At 43.3% G+C, this 23,289-nt stretch carries 18 protein-coding genes; 9 read left to right on the top strand and 9 right to left on the bottom strand.

Translation table 11 applies throughout. The annotated features are described in order from the left end of the window. The first annotated feature begins 11 nt into the window (after positions 1-11). Positions 12-1,316 (top strand): radical SAM family protein, encoded by a 1,305-nt coding sequence (locus CLV51_RS15170; RefSeq protein ID WP_106528917.1) that lies wholly within the window; start codon positions 12-14, stop codon positions 1,314-1,316. Here the strand turns inward: CLV51_RS15170 and CLV51_RS15175 are convergent, their stop codons facing one another. Then, positions 1,317-2,234 (bottom strand): AraC family transcriptional regulator, encoded by a 918-nt coding sequence (locus CLV51_RS15175; RefSeq protein WP_106528918.1) that lies wholly within the window; start codon positions 2,232-2,234, stop codon positions 1,317-1,319. Positions 2,235-2,534: 300 nt separating this feature from the next. Between CLV51_RS15175 and CLV51_RS15180 the strand changes: the two genes are divergently transcribed. Both CLV51_RS15180 and CLV51_RS15185 read left to right on the top strand, forming a co-directional pair. Further along, positions 2,535-5,588: a SusC/RagA family TonB-linked outer membrane protein gene (locus tag CLV51_RS15180; protein WP_106528919.1), complete on the top strand. Its 3,054-nt coding sequence runs from the start codon at positions 2,535-2,537 to the stop codon at positions 5,586-5,588. Positions 5,589-5,632: 44 nt separating this feature from the next. After that, positions 5,633-7,036 carry a SusD/RagB family nutrient-binding outer membrane lipoprotein gene (locus CLV51_RS15185; protein ID WP_158267031.1) on the top strand — a complete coding sequence of 468 codons (1,404 nt, stop codon included), beginning with the start codon at positions 5,633-5,635 and terminating at the stop codon, positions 7,034-7,036. A 67-nt stretch (positions 7,037-7,103) separates the two neighbouring features. Here CLV51_RS15185 and CLV51_RS15190 read toward each other — a convergent pair whose 3' ends face one another. Then, positions 7,104-8,330 (bottom strand): MFS transporter, encoded by a 1,227-nt coding sequence (locus tag CLV51_RS15190; RefSeq protein ID WP_106528921.1) that lies wholly within the window; start codon positions 8,328-8,330, stop codon positions 7,104-7,106. Positions 8,331-8,473: 143 nt separating this feature from the next. Here CLV51_RS15190 and CLV51_RS15195 point away from each other — a divergent pair, with 143 nt between their 5' ends. The 3 genes from CLV51_RS15195 to CLV51_RS15205 all read left to right on the top strand — a co-directional run bounded on the left by CLV51_RS15195 (position 8,474) and on the right by CLV51_RS15205 (position 12,365). Continuing rightward, complete coding sequence (locus CLV51_RS15195; RefSeq protein WP_106528922.1) at positions 8,474-9,361, top strand: energy transducer TonB; 888 nt, start codon at positions 8,474-8,476, stop codon at positions 9,359-9,361. A gap of 103 nt (positions 9,362-9,464) precedes the next feature. After that, positions 9,465-10,979 carry a DUF5723 family protein gene (locus CLV51_RS15200; RefSeq protein ID WP_106528923.1) on the top strand — a complete coding sequence of 505 codons (1,515 nt, stop codon included), beginning with the start codon at positions 9,465-9,467 and terminating at the stop codon, positions 10,977-10,979. A 96-nt stretch (positions 10,980-11,075) separates the two neighbouring features. After that, positions 11,076-12,365 carry a bifunctional folylpolyglutamate synthase/dihydrofolate synthase gene (locus CLV51_RS15205; RefSeq protein ID WP_106528924.1) on the top strand — a complete coding sequence of 430 codons (1,290 nt, stop codon included), beginning with the start codon at positions 11,076-11,078 and terminating at the stop codon, positions 12,363-12,365. Between the two features lies 1 nt (position 12,366). Here CLV51_RS15205 and CLV51_RS15210 read toward each other — a convergent pair whose 3' ends face one another. The 5 genes from CLV51_RS15210 to fbp all read right to left on the bottom strand — a co-directional run bounded on the left by CLV51_RS15210 (position 12,367) and on the right by fbp (position 16,152). Continuing rightward, positions 12,367-12,918, bottom strand: coding sequence for an NUDIX hydrolase (locus tag CLV51_RS15210; protein ID WP_245898755.1), 552 nt, complete (start codon positions 12,916-12,918; stop codon positions 12,367-12,369). Between the two features lie 18 nt (positions 12,919-12,936). Further along, positions 12,937-13,524, bottom strand: a complete 588-nt coding sequence (locus tag CLV51_RS15215; RefSeq protein ID WP_245898757.1) for a YfiT family bacillithiol transferase — start codon at positions 13,522-13,524, stop codon at positions 12,937-12,939. After that, positions 13,481-14,245: an ABC transporter ATP-binding protein gene (locus tag CLV51_RS15220; protein WP_106528926.1), complete on the bottom strand. Its 765-nt coding sequence runs from the start codon at positions 14,243-14,245 to the stop codon at positions 13,481-13,483. The genes CLV51_RS15215 and CLV51_RS15220 overlap by 44 nt, the downstream gene beginning before the upstream one ends. Before the next feature lie 251 nt (positions 14,246-14,496). Then, complete coding sequence (locus CLV51_RS15225; RefSeq protein ID WP_211302015.1) at positions 14,497-14,985, bottom strand: CAP domain-containing protein; 489 nt, start codon at positions 14,983-14,985, stop codon at positions 14,497-14,499. A 156-nt stretch (positions 14,986-15,141) separates the two neighbouring features. After that, positions 15,142-16,152 carry a class 1 fructose-bisphosphatase gene (gene fbp, locus CLV51_RS15230; RefSeq protein WP_106529600.1) on the bottom strand — a complete coding sequence of 337 codons (1,011 nt, stop codon included), beginning with the start codon at positions 16,150-16,152 and terminating at the stop codon, positions 15,142-15,144. Positions 16,153-16,296: 144 nt separating this feature from the next. Between fbp and CLV51_RS15235 the strand changes: the two genes are divergently transcribed. The 3 genes from CLV51_RS15235 (at position 16,297) to CLV51_RS15245 (ending at position 20,415) form a co-directional block, all read left to right on the top strand. After that, positions 16,297-17,565 carry an aspartate kinase gene (locus CLV51_RS15235; protein WP_106528927.1) on the top strand — a complete coding sequence of 423 codons (1,269 nt, stop codon included), beginning with the start codon at positions 16,297-16,299 and terminating at the stop codon, positions 17,563-17,565. A gap of 74 nt (positions 17,566-17,639) precedes the next feature. Beyond that, positions 17,640-17,909 (top strand): hypothetical protein, encoded by a 270-nt coding sequence (locus CLV51_RS15240; protein WP_106528928.1) that lies wholly within the window; start codon positions 17,640-17,642, stop codon positions 17,907-17,909. Positions 17,910-17,967: 58 nt separating this feature from the next. Beyond that, positions 17,968-20,415: a TonB-dependent receptor domain-containing protein gene (locus tag CLV51_RS15245; protein WP_106528929.1), complete on the top strand. Its 2,448-nt coding sequence runs from the start codon at positions 17,968-17,970 to the stop codon at positions 20,413-20,415. On the opposite strand, the gene CLV51_RS15250 is transcribed toward CLV51_RS15245, so the two are convergent. Beyond that, on the bottom strand, positions 20,412-21,851 hold the full coding sequence (locus CLV51_RS15250; protein ID WP_106528930.1) for an NADH-quinone oxidoreductase subunit N: 1,440 nt from the start codon (positions 21,849-21,851) through the stop codon (positions 20,412-20,414). The two genes, CLV51_RS15245 and CLV51_RS15250, sit on opposite strands and share 4 nt — an antisense overlap. Next, a complete protein-coding gene (gene nuoM / locus CLV51_RS15255) occupies positions 21,838-23,289 on the bottom strand; it encodes an NADH-quinone oxidoreductase subunit M (protein ID WP_106528931.1) in 1,452 nt (483 codons plus the stop codon). The genes CLV51_RS15250 and nuoM overlap by 14 nt, the downstream gene beginning before the upstream one ends.

The raw sequence follows: 23,289 nt of genomic DNA on the forward strand, positions 1-23,289 counted from the left end.
CAATACAACTTATGGCGGTTTTAACGCAAACACCTTACATTTTATATTCTGACGGTGACGGAAATATTTTCGAAGACACTACTATGTACACAACCGGCCGTAGTGGCTGGGATGCATGGCCAGTGGAAGCTGATGAATGGATCGAATTACCGGAAGGAGGCAATTTGTATGAGTTGCCTGGTCGTCGTGGTATTGGCATCAATGCTGCTACCGGCGATATGCAGCTTTGCGAGAAAGGCTGGGCAGTAGCGGCTTTCATACCGCCTGCACATACCGGTTTTTACCTGTCGGCCTATGAAACCATGCCTGATGCACCCACACTGCCGCTGTTTTGCTACACGGCTGTTGGTTGGCTGGATGGCAAGTTTTATGTACCAGCTACCCGTATTGAAGCAGATATTCGCCAGGAATGTGCAGGTTTTGATGATAAAAAAGTAAAACAGGGCGTAAAACAGTTAGTAGCGGCTTATCCGCATAACAGACTGGTACAGCATCTGGCAGAGAATTGCGCACTGACTTACGAATGTCCTGCTGCACGTAATTATTTTATGGGAAGATGGGAATGCCCTATTCCTTCCTCTCCTGCATGTAATGCCAATTGCGTAGGATGTATCTCTTTCCAGCCGGAAGAAGAAAGCATTGTATCCACACAGGATCGTTTGCGTTTCAAACCTACAGCACAGGAAATTGTAGAGTATACCGTACCACACCTGGAAACAGCGCCCTACCCTATCGTGAGCTTTGGTCAGGGTTGTGAAGGAGAACCATTACTGATGTGGGAAACCATTCGCGAATCTATTATTGAAATACGTAAACATACCTCCAAAGGCAGTATCAATATCAACACCAACGGTAGTAAACCGGATGCTGTACGTGCCTTATGCGAAGCTGGTTTGAACAGTATCCGTGTGAGTTTGAATTCGGCTCAGGAAAAGTATTATACACCGTATTACCGCCCCAACAATTATGTTTTTGAAGATATCATCGAAAGCCTGAAAGTAGTGCGTGAATTTGGTGGCTGGACTTCCATCAATTACTTTGTATTTCCTGGTATGACGGATAGTGCTGATGAATATGAAGCACTGCGCAAACTGATCAGTGAAACGGGTTTGAACATGATACAATGGCGTAATTTCAATATTGATCCTGACTGGTACCTTGGTAAACTGGGTGTTACAGAAACCGGCGAATGCTTAGGTGTGAAACAATTGCAGGAACTGATCCATGAAGAATTTCCGGATGTAAAATTCGGTTATTTCAATCCGCCGATAGAACGTATCACCGGCGATTATATGGCTGATTTTGCCCACAAATAATTATACTTCTTCTTCCAATAAACCATCACTATGCGTGTTCTCTTGCCCAAAGCGGTATTGACGCGCATAGGCTGATGGAGACATCCCCGTCACCTTTCTGAATACCCGGTTAAACGTAATAGGATTGTTGTACCCGGTAGCATAAGCCACTGATGCAATGCTGTCAAAATCTCCGTTGATAATCTTCTTACAGGCAGCATTGATCCTGATTTCATTTAAAAATTCCAGGTAAGTTTTGCGTGTATGTTTTTTGAAATATTTACAAAAAGCATAGGTCGTTAAATGCGCTACGGAGGCTATCTTTCCCAACGTAATATTCTCTACATAATGTTCCAGCGTATATTGGTAAATATCATTCATGCGCAGTCCTTCCGATTCACTGTAAGCACTGCGGGAAAAGCCAGTGGATAAGGACTTCCAGCTCTTCACCTGTTTTGAAAAATAAACAAGCATGGCTACAAATGCCAGTAATCTTTCGGCGCCGGTGAGCCGGGAGATCCTTAATACATCTGTTGCAATTTTCTCTTCATATTCCGCAGGTAATTGCATGCTGGAATTTGTGAGCTGCAGGAACTTCCTGACCGTTTCCATTTCAGGTAAGGAGAACAGCCCCTGGAGGGCATGTTCATGGTCAAAGAAAATATGGATAGCGTGAATATTTTTCTCCTGCAAGTTTTCAAAATACTTGGCATCCCCCTTAAACATATGTGGTTGATTGGCGCCAATTACATAGATTTCTCCTGCCTTAAAAGGCTGGGTATAATTACCCGCTATCAATGTACCCTCTCCTTTAATAATCAGCGTTACCTGTGCCTCTTTGTGCCGGTGCAGGTAATTATAGAAGTAAGGGAGGATGTCTTCCTGTATAACCACAGCTCCTTCATCAGCAACGGGAACAGTAAATTGAATTACTTTCATTAACCAATTTTACTAGTTTTTCTGCAAAATTAGTATTTCGAAGACAATAATTGTATAGTTTTGAACAATTTTTAACAAAGTGTACAGCCGGAATTCATCAATTTGGATAATTTTTGATAAGTAATGGCTAATTCTCAACATGATAAGTCCCGTAGAGAAAAGTTATATTTGAGCATTACGAACGAGTATGCCAATAGAATAAATGTGAGTGAACAATACAGTGAATAAACTGAATGAATCAACATCAAATCTTGCATTTATTGCATAAATAATAAAACCAAAATCACTAAATCCGTTAATATGTTCAGAAAAAGGAAACATGCCTTCTTTTCATTATTTTTTCTTCTCTTTTATATAACTGGCTTTGCGCAGACAGGCCCCATAAAGGGCAAGGTGACCGGCGATGATGGCCTGCCAATTCCGGGTGCTACTGTAGTATTGAAGGAGCATAAGAATAAAGGTACTATGACAAAGGAGGACGGTACCTTCTCATTCAATGCTGGTAGCAATAGTGCTGTATTGGAGATATCTGCTTTAGGTTATAACAGCCAGGAAATAACAGCTGCAAATACCGGTGAAGTAGCTATAACACTCAAAAGAGATACGCGTGCACTGGATATGATCGTAGTTACTGCATTAGGCGTAAAACGGGATAAGCGTAATCTTACCTTCAGTTCGCAGGAAGTGAAAGCGGAAGAACTAACACGTGCAAAAGATCCGAGTGTGCTGAATGCCTTAACCGGCAAGGTTTCCGGCGTACAAATCACTTCTACTTCCGGAACACCGGGTAGCTCTTCCCGCATCGTAATACGCGGCGCTACTTCTATACTGGGTAATAATGAAGCATTGATTGTAATGGATGGTGTGCCTATTGATAACACTGAAACCAATGTATCTCCCGGCGGCGGCGGCGGTACCAGCCGTTTGTCTGACATTGATCCTGCTATCATTGAAAGCATAAACGTACTGAAAGGCGCAGCTGCAACAGCATTGTACGGCTCTGCAGGTGCAAGGGGCGTAGTAATGATCACTACCAAAAAAGGCAGCGCCAACAAAAAACCACAGCTCACTTTTTCTTCTGATCTGGGATGGGACTATGCCATTCTCCCTGAAAGACAAACAAAATATACCCTTGGAACTGGTGGAAAATATTCTGATGGCGTAACAAGTAAAGCCAGTGGCTCCTGGGGTGCCCGCATTGATACGTTACGTGTAAACGGGCAGCCAATAAAAACACATAACCTGATGAAGGAGTTTTATAAACCAGGTATCACCACCAACAATGGACTCAGTGTAGCCGGTGGTACTGCCAAATCCGGTTATCTGCTCTCCTATTCCTATTTTGACCAAAGCGGCATTGTTCCAAAGGATAAATATAAAAGACATAATTTATTTGCCAAGTTCAACACTGCCATTACTGATAACCTGCAGATGACTTTCCAGATGGGTTACACGAATGCTGAGAAAAGCAGTTTGCCGGAAGGTTATGGTCTGAGCAGCCCGTTGCTGGTATTATATGCAGCGCCGATTTCCTATGACCTGAACCCTTACGTGGAAGCAGATGGCATCACACAAAGACTGTACAGATTTAAACGTAACAATCCTTACTGGATTGCTAACAATATTTTGAATCATACCAATGTTAACCGCTTCATGCCGGTAATTAACCTGAGTTACACACCTACTAACTGGTTAACCGTAACAGAGCGTGCAGGTGCTGACATTTACACCGCACAGCAGGATTATCATGTAAACATTGGTGATATCAGCTTTATTTCCGGCTATATTCAAAACGATCAGAATAACTCCCGCATCTTCAATAACGATCTGATGGTGCAGGCCAGGAAATCATTTAATAAATTCAATACCAGTCTGCTTGTTGGTAATAACATCTATTCTAATTATAATCAAACCAGTACCACAAAAGGACAGGGCCTTTCCATACCCGGATACTATAACATGGGCAACGCCAGTACCGTATCTAACAAGGAATATTATACCCAGCAAAGGAAAATTGGTTTTTATGCCCAGGCTGATATAGAATATAACCGTTTTCTTGTACTGGCATTATCTGGTCGTTTAGATGGTAGTTCCGTACTTTCTACTGACCATCTTTATTATCCATATGGCTCTGCAGCATTGGGTTTTGTGTTTTCGGAACTGATGCCGGCCAGTTGGAAAGAGAAAGTGGACTTCGCCAAATTACGTGTTTCCTATGCAATGGTAGGTAATGATAACGTTTCCCCTTATTCAAATAATACACCTTATAAGCAGGCCTCAGGCGATAATGTTATTCCCGGTTATATGAGTGGGCTATCATTCCCTTACAATGGACAGAATGGTTTCTTAATTTCTCAGACATTAGGGAATAAGTTTCTCAAGAATGAAAGAATGAAAGAATTTGAAACCGGACTGGAAGCCCGTTTCTTTGGCAATCGCCTTGGCTTTGAGGCATCTTATTTCCATCGTAAAATGAGCGACGGATTAATTGCAGGCGCGCAAATCTCGGCTGCTACGGGTTATACCGGCACTACCCTTAACTCCGCAGAAATGGAAACAAAAGGAATAGAAGCCTTAGTGAATATTACACCTGTAAAGACAAAAAATTTCAGCTGGGATGTAACCGCCAACTACAGCAGATTACGTAATAAAGTAACCCGTGTAGCACCAGATTTACCAACCACCAATATAGGATTTACTTATGCTATTGAGGGACAGCCTTATGGTGCATTCTTTACCAACAAATTTGCCAGAACAGCGGATGGACAATTAAAAATTGATGCTAACGGCATGCCATACGCAGATGATGCATCAGGCGTTGTAGGTAATGTAAACCCGAACTGGACAGGTGGTTTGACCAATACCTTCAGATACAAACAGCTCGTTTTCAGTTTCTTCCTGGATACCAAACAAGGTGGCAATATCTATAACCAGGATGAACAGTATGGTTATGTTTATGGCACTGCCAAGATCACAGAAAACAGAGATCAGCCACTGATCATTAAAGGTATCAGTGACGTAACCGGCAAACCAAATACAGTAGCTGTAAATCCACAGTCGTATTATGGCGCCATGTATAATATTGGTGAAAACTTTGTGCAGGATGGCAGCTATATTAAATTAAGGAACGTATCGCTTTCCTATAATTTCGGACATTCCCTGCTGGCGCACACACCTATAAAAGATGCTTCGTTAACGGTAACAGGTAAAAATCTCTGGATCTACAAGCCACATTTTACCGGTCCTGATCCGGAAGTGAACTCATTTGGTTCTACCAACGGCAGCTTAGGAATGTATGCCTATTCCACTCCTACTACCCGCAGTATTTTATTCAGCTTAAAGGTGGTATTCTAACGTTCACGAATATATTATTTCAGGTATTATTAAAGATGAGATCCATGACTAAAATAAATGCATATATACTTTCCCTGCTGCTGATTGTATCTGCAACTGGCTGCAAAAAATTCCTGGACATCAACCAGGATCCCAGTAATCCGAAAGATGTACCGGCGCCTTTAATGCTGGCTCCCCTCGAAGCCAGTATCTCCAATAGTATTGCTGCGGGCAGCGCTTCGATGTTGATCACCTCCTGGATGCAACAAACCACACAAAATCAGGCAGTGCCTAACACCGATGTTTACCAGGTAAACAATGGTACTTTTGATGGATACTGGTCTGCATTTTATGCAACTACACTGATTAACCTGCAACTGTTACAACATAAAGCACAGGCGGGCAATAATACCACCTACGATGGTATAGCTAAAGTGTTATTTGCCTATACATTAGGCAATACTACAGACTTATGGGGAGATGTTCCTGATAGTAAAGCATTACAGGGTTCAGATGTGCTAAGACCCTCTTATGATAGCCAGGAGCAGATCTATACACACCTGCAGGTGCTGTTGGATAGTGCTATTTTACAATTAACTGCTAAGCAAGGTGTTCAACCTCACGGTGATGATTACTTCTACCAGGGCAATACCGACAAGTGGATCCGTGCTGCCTACCTCTTAAAAGCCCGTTTTTATATGCATTTAAGCAAGGCACCAGGTCATACTGCAGCAGCTCAGGCTGATCTCGCACTCGCTGCACTGGGGCTCGCGATGCAGTCTAATGCAGATGATATGGTATTTCCTTATACCGGTACGGCTAATACGCTGAACCCGGTATATCAGAATTTTAGCACAGCATCCAGTTCTACCTCAGTAATCAGTTCAAAAGTAGTAGACTCGTTGGTAAACAGGAAAGATCCCCGTTTATCTAAACTGGTGGCTCCTGCTGTTTCCGATGGTGCTTATAGGGGCAGAAACTGCGGCGCTGCACCTGATCCGGATATTACTATTTTCTCTACACCAGGTTCCTTTTACGGCAACCCCGCTTCTGGCTGTTATATCCTGAATTACACAGAAGCTATATTTCTGAAAGCAGAAGCAACACTGGTAAAATCCGGCTATGCTGCCGCTTCAGATATCTACAGAACCGGCATTAAAACCCACTTCATGAAATTGGGTATTGATACCACCGGTGCTGCTGCGCAAGCCTATCTGATGGCACGTGGTTCACTGAGCGCCACTGATGCATGGGAAAAGCTGATGGATGAAAAGGCGACGGCCAGTTTCTTATCAATAGAAAATTATACTGATTGGAGAAGAACAGGTTATCCTGCTTTAAAACTGGTACAGAATGCAGTAACAACAACCATTCCTACCCGTTTCCAGTATCCGTTAACAGAATTAACATCTAATCAACAACCACAGCAATCAGCCAAGATCACTGATAAATTGTGGTGGAACCAATAACTATATATAAACCTTTCCGAACTTTCGTAAGTAGTTGCAGACATATTTCCTGCAGCTACTTATGAAATCAGGAAACAGCCATATTTTGCCGGACTAATTTTTTCTGCAGCCACATAAATCCACCACAGGATACCAAACAACCCAAGGCTGTAATAGCCCACCACGGCCTAAAACCAAGATGCTGCACTACAAAAGCCCCTGCAGTAGGAGAAACGATATTAGCAACAGAGTAAGAGATAGTATACAAGGCAGCATATTGTCCGCGGTTATGATCTTTGCTCCGGGCAATCCAGAAGCTGTTCATAAACGGCAGGCAAAACATCTCTCCCATGGTTATGGTAACCATAAAAAAAGCTGCCACTGCCCAGAATGGTGGCAGAAAACATAACAACATATATGCCGTACATACTATCATGGCGCCCCTGGCTACAAATACCAGGTTAGGCTTGGTACCATCCAGACGATATACCATCACCATTTCCACCACAGCAATCATGATACCATTGATAGACATATTCAATCCGATGGCCCATTCTTCCATATGCAGTACATCTTTGAGATATAATGGCACAATGCTGGAAAACTGGAACAGGCAAATGGCATTGATCATGCCCAGCACCAGGAACCATAAATAAGTATGATCATGCCATACCTTGCTTTCTTTTTGGACCATCACCGTTTTGGCGATTTTTGCCGGCGCTGCTACAGGCGGTAAAAGTATCCGCATTAATACAGCCGCTATTATACATGTGAATCCATCTACCCAAAATAATAACTGATAACTGAAACTTGCCAATATACCACCAATGGCTGGCCCTACCGACCAACCCAGGTTCACTGCCAGTCTGTTTAATGCATAGGAGCGGGTACGGTTTTCTGGTGCACTGTAAGCCGCAATAGCTATACTGTTGGCCGGCCGGAATGCATCTCCCACAGAGCTCATCACAAACACGCAGGCGCATATTTGCGGAAACGTATGCATCTGCCCCAATAAAATGAACAATAAACCGTTAGAGAAAAGGCTCCAGAACTGTACATGGTAAAAACCTATTTTATCAGACAACCAGCCACCTAACAATGCACCTACAATTGCCCCTGAACCAAAGCAGGCCATTACTAACCCTGCCTGAGCAATAGTGAAGTGTAAATGTACGGTGAGGTAAACGGTCATAAAAGGGATGACCATAGTACCACTACGATTGATCAGTAATACGAGTGACAACCACCAGGTAGCCGGAGCCAAACCAGTATACGCATTTTGATATAGACGAATAGTTTGCTTTACAGGATTCATATAACCGGAACAAAATAAAATGCACTAAAATGGATTAACTGCATAGTTTTTGCAAAGATGAACAATTCATCTTTTGAATAGAGATTATTTTTTCTGGATCAAAACATTAACTTTGACCCAATCTAGCGCTCAATAAGGCTATCATGGAGGAGAAAAACGGTAAAAAAAATATTCAGGCATTAGGTGTTACCATCGGCGTACATGCGCTGCTGTTAGTGGCCCTTTTATTTACCGGTTTTTCTGCACCACCCCCACTACCTGATCAGGATCTTGGGATGGAAGTAAATCTCGGTACCTCCGATAGTGGTATGGGAGATATACAACCACTGAATCCTAATCCTCCCAGTGCGGCCGCGCCAGAACCGGCAGCAGCCGAGACTCCTGCTACCGCTGCAAAAGTCAACAGCGAACCACAACAGGATATTGCTACACAGGATGAAGAAGATGCACCGGAAATAAAAAAGCCGGAGAAGCCTGTGGAGAAACCAAAAGAGCTGCCTAAGAAACTGGAACCCAAACCGGTTAAGCCAACAAAAAAAACCACAGAAGCGCCACCAAAACCTGCTGCACCAGCGCCTAAGCCTAAAGCCGTATTTTCCGGCGGTACCGGCAACAGTGCAAACAGTGGTAATGGCGCCAATGGTGCTAATAACTCCACCGGTGAAGGAAATACCGGTAAACCAGGTGACCGCGGACAAATTGGCGGCGATCCTAACGCCAAAGGATATACGGGCGGCGGATTGGGTGGTGGTCGCTCAGACTTTCATCTCAACGGAAGAAATCTTATTGGTAGACCTCAGGTAACCTACGACGGTACTGAAACAGGTTATGTGGCCATCAATATAAAAGTAGATCAACAAGGGAATGTTACTTCTGCTACATTTAGTATGAGAGGTTCTACTATCAGCAACCCACAGCTGATAGAGATTGCGAAAAAAGCTGCCAGAAGCGGACAATTAAAATATAATGCCAATCCGGACGCACCCGAAGAACAATTCGGAACTGTGCGTTTCTTTTTTAAAGCAGAATAAATATTTATTGAAATTTTGTGATGTGACATAATACAGCGGAATAGTGCCGTTGAAACAGAAACTCTATTTAAAAACATTTAAAGTTCCTACATCTTCCCTACCTATGAATCGAGGAGCAAATAAGCGCGGCATTTCTGCGTTATTACGAGAAACCTATTTTTCATTGCCAACAATGATGGTGAATATTAACCGAATACTTTTTAGCACCGCAGTATTGCTATTGCTGGCGAATATTGCCATGGCACAAACCTTTGCAGGTTACCATACCAGTACCTACGCAGGTATTTATGGTGTATTTTCCAACCCGGCCAGTGCTGCCGGCTATCGTTACAAATGGGATGTAAATATTATCGGCGTCAATATCAATGCAGGTAATACTTATGTAAGCGCTCCCAAATCGACGCTTTTTCATCCTTCAGATACGATGAAACTTAACCGTGATTATTTCCTGGATGAGGGTGCCAACCGCAAACAAAATGGTTGGGAAATGGCGGAGATAGTATTGCCATCTGTATTGTATGCTATTGACGACAAACAATCCCTTTCTTTTGTATGGCGTATGCGCACCAGCAGCAATGCCGGAAATATTACCACTCCCATTGCTAATTTCTTTGGTGTAAATTTTCCTAATAACAGTTATGTCGGTAAAGATCTCAATATACCTAATATCCGTGTTGCTTCACATATGTGGCACGAGCTGGGATTGAGCTATGCCCGCGTAATAAAAGAAAGTTATAGCAGTCGCTGGAAAGCAGGCATTACCGTAAAATTATTGAGTGGCGTGGCCGCCGGCTATGCAGCGGTGAAAGATGTTAACTTTCATCTCAGCACCAGGCGGGATGCTACTATCAGTAGTGGCGAAATGTATTATGCATATAGCAAAGAACTCGACAACTGGCAAACATCCCCCACCAGCAATTTAAAAATATTAAATAATAACGGGGTAGGCGCAGATATCGGGGTAATCTATGAATACCGCCCGGATAACGGTGGCTTCGGTAAATATGATCATTCCGATGCCGATGATTATAAACTACGTATAGGCGTTTCCATTACCGATATAGGCAAGATTAAATATGCCAAAGGAGCCAATAATACGGACCTTAGCCTGGTAAAGGATAATATAAATCCTAACGACCTTACTTATAAAAAGAAAGAAAGCCTGAAGCAGTATGCTGCCCGGTTAAACAAATATTTCACGCCGTTGGCGTCGGGACCGGATTTTAGTATGGAACTGCCTACAGCATTGAATCTCATGGGCGACTATAATATTGATAGTCGCTTTTTTGTAAGTGCTAATGCAGTTATTGCTCTCAATGCAGGCAAAAGGAATATTACCAAAACCTCCGCCATGACACAGGTGATGGTTACACCCCGTTATGAAACAACCATGTTTGGTGCTTATCTTCCACTGGTGATTAATCATAACGGTCAGGCAGATGCCGGTGTAGGCATACGTGTAGGCCCATTGGTGTTAGGCTCTTACACTATTTTTACCAACCTTTTTGAAAGACGTATCGATCATGCTGATGCTTTCGTAGCTTTGCGGTTAAATTCAAGTATGTTTGACCGGACGCATAAGCAAAAGAAGCTGGGGTGCCCGGTTAATAATTATTAAATTAATTACGAATTACGAATGGCGAATTACGGATCGAAGCCATTTTCGCTTACAACCGTAATTCGCCATTCGTAATTGTAATTGTAATTTACAATTATGGACGCTTACAAAGCTACATTAGAATACCTGTATGCGAGATTGCCCATGTTTACCAAAGTGGGCGCCAGCGCTTATAAAACAGACCTGCACAACACCGTTTCGTTATTGGAACTGCTGAACAATCCACAACATACTTTCAAAACGATACATGTTGCAGGTACAAATGGTAAAGGTTCCTGCAGTCATATGCTGGCAGCTATTTTCCAGCAGGCAGGTTATAAAACAGGCTTATACACCTCTCCACACCTGCTTGATTTCAGAGAGCGGATCAGGATTAACGGACAAGTGGTATCCGAAGATTTTGTGATCAGTTTTACCGATCAGATGCGGCCACATATTGAAACCATACAACCTTCTTTCTTTGAGCTCACCGTGGCCATGGCTTTCCGGTATTTCCAACAGGAAGCGGTGGATATTGCTATTATTGAAACAGGGCTTGGTGGCCGGTTAGACAGCACCAATGTAATTACCCCGGAATTATCGCTGATCACCAATATCAGTTATGATCATAAAAATATTTTAGGCGATACACTGCCACAAATTGCAGGCGAAAAAGCAGGCATCATCAAAGCAGGTGTACCGGTTGTAATCAGCGAAACACAGTCTGAAACGCAGGATGTATTTATCAATACTGCCGCAGCTTTACAAGCGCCCATACATTTTGCCGATCAGGAATGGATGGCAGATGGCAGCAACATTACCCAAACACACCTGGAACTAACGTTGCTGAATACACGCCAGCAACAAATGCAACATATCCGGTTAGATCTGAACGGACAATACCAGGAAAAAAACGTGATGGGCGTTTTATCTTCCGTAAAAATATTACAGCAAAAAGGATGGCATATTACTGCTGAACATATTACTACTGCACTCGCTCATGTAAAAAAGCTCACCGGCTTAAGAGGCCGCTGGGACATCATCCAACAGCATCCGCTGACAGTAATGGACGTAGGTCATAATGAAGCCGGCATCAGAGAAGTGATGGAACAACTGCACCATGTCAACTATCAGCAATTACATATCGTAGTAGGATTTGTGAAAGATAAGGAAGTGGAAAAAGTGTTGCCACTTTTCCCTACTACGGCTCATTATTATTTCTGTAAAGCACAGATCCCCCGTGCAATGGACGAAGTAGCTCTGGCTGAAATGGCCACCGCCAGCGGGTTACAGGGACGTCCTTATGCATCTGTACAGGCAGCCTTTCAGGCAGCCAAACAACATGCACAGCCAGATGATATGATCCTGATTTGTGGTAGTTTCTTTATTGTGGCAGAAGTGATGTAGGTTATTTCATCGCCATTTTACCCAGGTGCAGCAAGGCGTAGAAGATACAGGTAGTATGCAGACTATGAACTATCTTGTTATCGAGTACAAGTTGCTGCAGCTCTTCCAGTGGCATCACTACCACCTCTATTTCTTCACTGTGATCCAGTTGCTGTTCCTTTACTTTTACACCTCCCGTAGCCAGGAACATATGTGTAAAATTATTGCTGGACGCGGTATTAGGTGCAATGCTTCCCAGCGATACCCATTCTTTAAACTCATACCCGGTTTCTTCCAGCATCTCCCGTTGCATAGCGAATAGCGGAGAAGGGTCTGTATCATCCATAGTACCACCGGGAATTTCCAGCAATGTTTTACCAATGCCCTGCCGGTATTGACGGATCATGATCACCTGCCCGTCTTCACGTATCGCTACCCCATTCACCCAGTTATTATATTCCAGTACATAATAAGGCTCAATGATCTTGCCGGTAGGTGTAAGGCATTTATCTTTGCGTGCAGTTAACCAGTTATCTTTAAAAAGGTATTCTGATGAAAGTAGCTTCCAGTCCATATTCATAATTTCAATACTTTACCAATCCATTCTTTCTTTCAGGCGCAGTATATGCTCCAGGTGATGCTTTCCATGCCATGCGTAATTGGCAGCGTGGGTTTTAAGATTAAATTGAGTACCATTGGCCGGATGTACAAATCTGCGCTCCCAGTCGGCAGCAGACAGATGTTTCATCAGGTTAACCCAGCGGGTATGCAAGGCATGTAACAAGGTAACGGACATATTAATTGGCGTATGCTTCACATCGGGCAGCATTGCCCATGCAGCTTCATCATACGGCTTAATAACGGGCAGTTCCTCTGTCAATGCCAGTTTCATGCGGGTATATCCATTCATGTGGCTGTCTGCCAGGTGATGTACTACCTGCGCAACTGTCCAGCCCTCATGCCTGTAGGGCGTTTGGAGCTGGTATTCGTCCAGATGCTGTACCGCTATTTCCACTAATGCCGGTAAATAGCCAATGTCTTTGATAAAGCCTTGCAGCATATCAGGCGTATAATCCGGCTGTGCTTCAAAGCGACCGATAGGATATTGAAGTGCTTCCATAAGTAACAGGAATTTATTATTCTTCGCGTAAGTCTTTACCGGTAAGATGAATAAATACATCTTCCAGGTTTGCTTTTTTTACTTCTTTGGCTCTTTCAAAACCTTGTGATACCAGTTGATCTATCAATGCATCCGGCGAGTCTATGGCGATAATGCGGCCACTGTCTACAATAGCACACCTATCACACAGGAATTCGGCTTCATCCATATAATGCGTCGTGATTACTACAGTAGTTCCCTGCTCACGCACTTGCTGGATCAGGTCCCACAGATTACGTCGTGCCTGCGGATCCAGACCGGTAGTGGGTTCATCCAGGAAAATTATTTTAGGCTTGTTGATGAGTGTGGTAGCAATGGAAAAACGTTGCTTTTGTCCGCCGGAAAGCTCTTTGAACTTCGCTTTGGCCTTATCTTCCAGGTTAAACATACCCAGTAGTTTCATTGGCTGAACGGGTTGATTATACAAGCCGCCGAACATCTCAATCAGCTCTACCAGGTGAAGACCCGGATAATAACCGGAGCTTTGCAACTGTACACCGATGATCTTTTTTATATTATTAGGGTCTTTGTCCAGATCAAAACCACCTACGGTGACTTTCCCTTCTGTTTTGTCCCTTAAAGTTTCAATAATCTCCAGGGTTGTGGATTTACCGGCACCATTAGGCCCCAGCAGGCCAAAGATCTCTCCTTCATACACCTCAAAGCTGATACCCTTTACCGCGGTAAACTCCCCATATTTTTTAACCAGGTTATTTACCTCAATGATCTTTTTCTTTTCCATGCCGCCAAATTACATAAAGAATTGCGAATTCTGAATTTGTGGAGGGAAGGCCTTCGGCCTTTGTCTTTTCTTTAGCAGGATTAGATTGATTTAGATGATTATCCTGATTTTATTTTCTGCTATAAAATATTTGCATCTCTATACAATAAGCTTTTAGAAAATTAGTATAGATGAATGATTAAAAAGAAAAGAAATCAGAAAAATCAGTCTAATCCTGCTAAAGAAAAGACAAAGGCCGAAGGCCTTAAAATCTAGTGTTTTATAAATACCTGCGTAAAGAAGGTGAGTCTTCCTTTCTCTGCAGTACCGATGCCGATGAGGTTATAGTCGCCCAGCATGTTTTTGCGGTGACCCGGGCTTTTGATCCATCCGTCTACTACGGATTCAGCGTCCAGGGTGCCATAGGCCACGTTTTCAGCGGCAGCACCTACGCGTCCCATTTTTTTGGATACATTGGCTACACGGTCTTCAAATCCTTCGTGTCCAAAGCCAGTGCTACCATTGGCCATATCGCGGCTATGGCGGCGTGCCTGCTGGCTGATGGTTTCATCCAGCTGCAAAGGCTTCAGCCCATGGGATTGGCGGAACTTATTGGTGTAGTACAGGATCTGTTCATCCATACTACCACCCGCGGTACTGCTGTCTGCCTTGCCGGTGGCACGTGAACACGCACTTACCTGGAATACAGCAAACATGGCAATCAATAACGCTAAGATCCTGCGGTTTTTCAAAATCAACATAAAATAAAAATGGTTAATAATTAAAAATGAATAATACTATAATATGGACTGCTAAAAGCAGACCAGGTTTAGCAACTGTTGTACCAAAAATAAAAACGGTGTACAATGAATATTTTGTATTCACTACACACCGTTTTTTATAATTTATTTTGAAGCCTATTTATTGATGATCTGCTTCCAGGTTTCCATCATTTGTTTGGAACCAATGAAAATAGGTATCCGCTGATGAAGTTGTACCGGTTTCAGTTCCAGCAGTCGTTGTTTACCATTGGCCATCGCTAACCCACCCGCTTTTTCCATGATAAAAGACATAGGATTACACTCATAACAAAGCCTTAAGCGCCCTGCAGGGAATTTACCATACGCAGGGTACATGAAGATCCCGCCCTGGATTAAAGTGCGGTGTATTTCCGCCACCATGCAGCCTACGAAACGATGGCGATAGATGCGGTCGTTTTCATTTCTTGCCATGAAATGGTCGATGGACAGACGCGTTTTCTCGTCGTACAAGTGGTAGTAGCCCACATTTACAGAGAAGATATCGCTGTCCGGCGGGCATTTCAGGTTTGGATGCGACATACAGAACTCACCAATGGATGGGTCCAGTGTGAAGCCCTGTACGCTGCGACGGGTAGCATACACCATCATAGTAGAAGAACCGTAGATGATATAACCGGCTGCAATTTGTTGTGTGCCGGGCTGCAGGAAGTCCTCCAGTTCACACTCCGTGCCTTCCGCTGTTAAACGGCGATACACCGAGAAAATAGTCCCGATAGATACATTCACATCAATGTTGCTGGAACCATCCAGGGGGTCCATCAGCACTACGTATTTGGATTTTTTGGAATGCTCATCTGTAAAAGGAATGAAATGCTCGTTTTCTTCAGAAGCCACGCCACAGCAGTAGATGCTGGTTTCCAGCGAATTGATGAACTGCTCATTGGCAAACTCATCGAGCTTTTTAACGGATTCGCCCTGCACATTTGTTTTGCCGGCTTCCCCTAAAATATCAGCAATACCGGCCTTGTTTACTTCAACATTGACCCTTTTGGCTGCCAGTCCGATATCACGAAGTAAACCAGATAACTGGCCGGTTGCACCTGGGTAATTTCTTAACTCCTGTATGGTAAATTCATCGAGAGTCATTACTTTTTGCTTGAGATTCATAACGCTAGAAGGTTGTACTGGCGAAATTACAGGAATTGGAACAGTTTTTAACAGAACTGTCATTTCTTAATAAACAGATTTTAAAACAATTCTAAACTTGCCTTACTTTGCCAAATATTTTTTTAACAGAAGACAAACTATCATATGAAGGTTTTCAAGTTTGGTGGCGCAAGTTTAGAAAGTGTTGAACGTATACGGCAGGTGGCGCAAATAGTGCAGTCATTTCCGGACGAAAAACTCCTGATTGTCATTTCTGCCATGGCCAAAACTACCAATGAACTGGAAAAAGTAGCACAGAACTATTTCCAGCGCAAACGGGAAATTGCCGCACAATTACTTTATAACGTTGAACAACAGCACGTTAATGTAGCTGAAGCGCTCCTCGGCGGTCGGGAACATCCCCTGTTTTTACAACTGCAACAGTTTTTTACCGAAGCCGAATGGACACTGGGCGAAAAACCAATTCGCACCTATGATTATTACTATGATCAGCTGGTAGGCCTTGGTGAACTGCTCAGCACCGCTATTGTTAGTGCTTACTTCAATACCGTAGGACTGAACAATACCTGGCTGGATGTAAGAGATATTTTCCGTACAGATGATAATTTCCGTGATGCTAATATAGATTGGGCTTATACCCAAAAACAAGTGACAGAGAAAGTGGTGCCGTTGTTCAAAATCAACAACATCGTGATTACGCAGGGCTTTATTGGCAGCACCGACCAGAACGAAAGCGTTACCCTTGGCCGCGAAGGCAGTGACTATTCTGCGGCCGTTTTTGCCAATATGCTGGATGCTGAAAGTCAAACCATCTGGAAAGATGTGGAAGGCCTGAAAAATGCCGACCCCAAATTGTTTCCCAATACTGTGAATATTCCGGAAATCAGCTATGGAGAAGTAATTGAGATGGCCTATTATGGTGCTCAGGTGATTCACCCCAAAACCATTAAACCACTACAGAACAAACAAATTCCATTGCTGGTGAAATGTTTCCTGAACAAGGACCTGCCAGGTACCGTTATTAAAGAAGAAGCAGATGTAAAACAGCTGCCTCCGATCATTGTACTGAAGAAAAACCAGGTATTACTGAATATTACATCCAAAGACTATTCCTTCATCACTGAAGATAAGATCAGCGATATTTACGAAATTTTCCATGCACTGAAGGTGAAAATCAACCTGATGCAAAATGGCGCTATCAACTTTTCCTGCTGTATAGATAATAATCCGGAGAAGATAGAGCTCCTGATCAAAACCCTTCACCAAAGCTTTAAGATCGTATATAATGAAGGACTGGAGCTGCTCACGGTTCGTTATTATCAGACCGGGCTGCTGGAAGAGCTCAGCAATGGGCATACGATCCTGCTGGAGCAACGCTCTCCCGCCACCATACAGCGTCTCTGGAAAAAATAAATTTATCCAGTAAAATTATTCCTCTCCCCCGTGCAACTTTTTTTGTGCCCATTCGTCTTTACTAAAAATGCGGTATGAAAAAAGTTGCTATCGTTTTATGCTTGAGTACCCTGGCCCTGCTCTTTGTAGCTTGCAGGGGGAAAATGGTTGACTGTGGCCACCCTTCGGCCAGCAACCCCGATATAATGCCTTTTTACCTGATCACACTCGGTAATTTCCATAGCGAACCGGCCTGCCCTCCTGCAAAAGCAAGTGTGGTACCTGAAAAAGCACAATTACCTGCTGAATGGGTGAAAGATGCATTGATCCTGATCATTCAACATTCCAAAAAAATAAATAATTAGAACGGCCTTATTCTGATTTACTGGTAAGCTTTTGAGAAAATATAACGGAAACGATAGTATGAAAAAAATGATGTTCGTATTGGGAATGCTTATTTGCTGTACGTTAACCACCCTTGCGCAAAAAATTGTTCCCACCGGAAAAATATCACTTACAATATTTGATAATGCAGGTAAACCCCTACCCTTTGCCAGTGTGGCTTTGCGTCATTTAAAAGATTCTTCTCTTGTTAAAGGAGAACTCACGAGTGCAACAGGTGAATGCAGTTTTGAAAAGATCCCTTCCGGGCATTATTTTGTACAGGCTTCACAGATGGGATATACCACGCAATACAGCCAGGCTTTTCAAATAGATGCAGCTCACACATCTATCTCCTTAAATAATATAAAGCTGGAAACACTGGCTAAAAATCTGCAGGCAGTAAATGTTACTGCAACAAAACCCTATATCGAAAGTGCTGCCGGCAAAACAGTACTCAACGTAGAAAACAGTGTTAACGCCGCCGGTAATAGTGCACTGGATATACTTCGCCGCGCACCTGGAGTAAAGGTGGATAATAATGAAAACGTAACCCTGAAAGGACAAAGTGTAACGGTAATGATAGATGGGAAACTCACTTATTTAAGCGGAGAACAACTGACCAATTTACTTAAAACCACACCAGGCGAAAGTATTGCGCAGATTGAAATACTGACCAGCCCATCGGCCAAATACGATGCCTCCGGTAATGGCGGTATCATCAACATCAAAACTAAAAAGGGGAAAATGACAGGCTTTAACGGCGCTGTAAATGCTACCCTTACACAATCTAAATATGGCCGCTATGGCCTGTCTGGCAACTTCAACTGGAGAACGGAGAAATTCAATTTCTTCGGTAATTTTGACCAGGGCGATTATCCACGTATGGTAACCCGCGATTACAACCGTACTATCCATGAAAGCGATAAAAGTATCACTGCACTGCAACAGGATGTTTTTCAGCGTAACCGTTTTAAAAATAATTACCTGAAATTAGGATTTGATTATTTTATTAATGAAAAACATACCATCGGTGTGCTGGCCAATGGATACAAAAATGCTTTCAGTAATCAGATCTTTAGCAATACCAATCTTGGTAAACAGGGAATGCCGGCGGATTCTGTGATAAATTCGCTCACCACCAACAACAATCATTTTGATAATATAGCCGTAAACCTAAACTACAAAGGCGCACTGGATACAGTGGGTGGCAAGGAAATCAGTTTTGATGCCGACTTTGCCCGATTCAATAACAACCGGATCATGTTACTGCACGACAGTGTATATGATATGCATTCCCAGCTGAACAGAAATCCAAACAGCATCCGTACAACCGGTGGTACACAAATTACTATCAAGAGTTTAAAGGCAGATCTGAGCTGGCCCTTAGGAAAAGAAGGCAAGCTGGAAACCGGTGTAAAAGCAAGTTTTGTTACTACCACCAACGAAATGCAGTTCGACTCCCTGTTCCATGGAGCATTTAAACCATCTCCAACACTAAGCGATCAATTCAATTACCAGGAGGACGTATATGCGGCCTATGCCAGCTATAAAAAACAATTAAACAAAACTGCCGTCCAGTTAGGATTACGGGTAGAGAATACTTCATCAGAAGGCCACTCATTGACTACCAATACCAGTGTAAAACGTTCTTATCTCGACTTCTTTCCTAATGTGAATGTGGAACAGAAATTAAATGACAGGAACAAGCTGAGCTTTGCTTATTCCCGTAGAATAGAAAGGCCTCAGTATGGCCAGCTAAATCCTTTTATGTTTTATCTGGACAAATATACCTACTTCAGAGGAAACCCTTATCTGAAGCCGCAATACAGTAATTCCGCAGAAATAGCCTATACGTTTAAAGATAAATATATCGCCACATTCCGCGTGAGCAGAACAACAGATATGATGGAAGAATTTATTACACAGAACGACAGTACAAAAGCTTCCATCAGCACAGAACGTAACTACGATAAAACGGACATAGCCAGCCTGCTGCTTACATTACCTTTCCAGATCACCAAATGGTGGACCAGCGACAATAATGCAGACTTCTCCTATAATAAATACAAGTTCAATGATCCGGCTAATGATCAATTAACTTTTACCAGGGAGAACTTTAATTATTATATCAGCAGTACCAATACCATTACCCTCCCACATGATATGAAGCTGGAAGTAATGGGCTATTACAACTCACCTTTTGTTTTCGGTATTTTCAGGGGGTACAGTCAATACAATCTGAATGTTGGTATTCAGAAAATGTTCCTGAACAAGAATGCTACGGTAAAACTTAGCTACAACAATATCCTCCGTAATGAAAGTTATCACGGTGCAGCAGAATTCGAAAACCTGCACATGAACATTTTTAATACCTGGCAATTCAGGACGGTAAATCTGTTCTTTAGCTATCGCTTTGGTAGTACTACCATCAAAGCAGCCAGGGAAAGAAAAACCGGTACCAGCGATGAACAGAAGAGAGCGGGTTAAACAAGGATCCTCATCATTTGCTGAATCAGTTGCATCATAGCTGTAGGATATACTCCCAGCGCTACCAATAGTATTGTTAATAGAACCAGTGTGATGTTACCTGCCATTGGCAAGGCAGGTGTAACCATTGTTTGTTCACCAGGTGCAGGTACACTGAACATGGCTGCCACCAGGCGGATATAGTAGTACAAACCGATAACACTGTTTATAACCAGCATAAACAACAGGAACCACTGGTGCCCGTTTACACCGGCCATTACGATATAAAATTTCCCGATAAACCCGGCTGTAAGCGGTATACCTGCCAGCGACAGTAACATGGCTGTAAATACGGTAGCTACCCATGGATGGCGCCAAAACAGCCCTTTATAATCGGCGATCGTTTCCGCATCCTGCAAACTGCTGGACATCACAATCACCACGCCAAATGCACCAATGCTGGTAATAAAATAGGCCACCAGGTAAAAAGCAATGGCTTCCAGGCCGGTTTGTACGCCAGAGAGGAAAGCCACCAAAATATAGCCCATATGGGCAATGGAGGAATAAGCAAGTATACGTTTGATATTCTGTTGCGTCAACGCCAGCCAGTTGCCTACAAACATAGAGGCTACAGCAATGATGGCAACAATCCACCATAACATCGGGTAGTCGTTACCGTGAATATCCTGGTAAAAACGAATCAGCAACACCAGCATAGCACCTTTAGAGATGGTAGCAATGAAAGCCGCTACCGGCAAGGGTGCTCCTTCATAAATATCCGGTGCCCACATATGAAAAGGAACAATGCCCAGTTTAAACCCTACCCCAATCAGCATCAGTCCAAACCCCGCCATTACACTCACCGGCAGATAACCTGCCTGTCGCAAAGCCACACCTATACCGGGAAAATCCATATGTCCCGTAAAAGCATATACGAGTGCCATACCGAATAATAAAAAGGCAGATGACAAAGCAGCCAGCATCAGGTACTTAATCCCCGCTTCATCAGAACGCTCACGGGTACGCAGGTACGCAATAAGGCCGTATAAGCTGATACTCAGTATTTCCAGGCCAAGGAACAATGACATAAAATGCCTGCTCACCACCAGCACCAAAGCCCCGATGGTAGCTAATAACAGCAGCAGGTAGTATTCTTCCTTCCGCTCTTCCCGCTCTTCAAAATAATTAAATGAAAGTAATAAGATGATAAAGCCTGCAACTAAAATCAGTCCGGTATTAAAAAGAGAAAATTCATCAATCACCAGTAATGGCGGAATAGCATGCGGAATATATTTTATAGCAGGAATAATGGCTGTCAGAGCCATCATAAAAGCCAGCAACGAAAAGCCATATACCATGCGGTGGTTACGCCACGCTGCTACCAGCAACATTGCCACTACCACAGCAGCACTTAAGGTAATAAGAGGGCCCAGACTAATAAAATCAGCGAACGACATAATTTATATTTTGGGAAGTATTTAATACCGGTTGCGGATGAAATCCTAACCAGAATATTACTATTACCAACGCAACAATGATGACCATTTCGCGCATGTTCAGATCCGGCAAAGTGTACTGCCGGTCACAGGGCCCGAAAAATACTTTCTGCATAATACGCAATGAATAAGCAGTAGCCACTACCAGCCCGATGGTAGCAAATACCGTCAACCATTGATTTGCCTGCCAGCTGCCCAGCAGAACAAGGAACTCCGCAATAAAATTGCCCAGTCCGGGTAAACCCAGTGAGCCCATTACAAATATCATGACAGCACTGCCCATCAGCGGCAATCGCGTCCAGAGGCCACCCATTTGCTTTAAGTTGCGGGTATGGATACGTTCATACAACGCGCCCGCAATAATGAACAGGGCGCCCGTGCTGATGCCATGTGTTATCATTTGCATCACCACACCCTGATACGCTATTTCATTAAAGGCGAAAGCACCCAGCAATACAAAGCCCATATGACTCACACTGGTATAAGCAATCAGCCGTTTAAAATCTGTTTGGGCATATGCCAGCATTGCTCCGTACAGGATACCTATTACTCCTAACAACATCGCCAGCGGCGCTATTTCAACAGCAGCAGCCGGAAAAAGCGGCAATACAAAACGCAGGATACCATAGGCACCTGTTTTCAGTAACAACCCTGCCAGCACTACGCTGCCTGCTGTAGATGCTTCTGTATGCGCATCCGGCAACCAGGTATGAAAAGGTACCGCCGGTACTTTCACCAGGAAAGCAATAAGGAATCCCAGCATGAGCCAACGCGCGGTACCAGGCTCCATCGGTGTATTCAGCAGGTCAAAATAGTCAAACGTATATACGTGTGTGTTAGCTCCATGCACAAAATATAATCCCAGGATAGCCAACAACATCAGCAAGCCACCTGCCTGGGTAAAAAGGAAAAATTTGTTAGCTGCATATTCACGGCGTTCATGCCCCCAGATCCCGATCAGGAAATACATCGGTATCAACATCATCTCCCAGAAAAAATAAAAGAGAAAAAGATCCATGGTAAGAAAAACACCCGTAATACCACAAAGCACAAACAACAGGTTAAAATGAAAAAAGCCCACCCGTTTATCAATCTCTTTCCAGGAAATCAGTACAGACAATGCACCCAGAAAAAAAGTAAGAGCTACCATCAGCAAACTCAATCCATCCATGGCCAGGTGCAGACTGATACCAAAATGCGGAATCCAGTCCACGCGGAAGTTGTACCACCAACGATCGGCGGTTGTGGTATGATTCACCCATATGACCAATACAATCACCAGGTTGATCAGCAAGCTGCCAAGTGCTATCCAACGGCACAATAAATTACTTTTCGCCGCTACTATCCATGATAGCAGCGCAGCAACGAAAAGGATCAGTAAAAGTACCAGCAAGATCAT

Source organism: Chitinophaga niastensis (assembly GCF_003014755.1).
Taxonomy (GTDB): Bacteria; Bacteroidota; Bacteroidia; order Chitinophagales; family Chitinophagaceae; genus Chitinophaga; species Chitinophaga niastensis.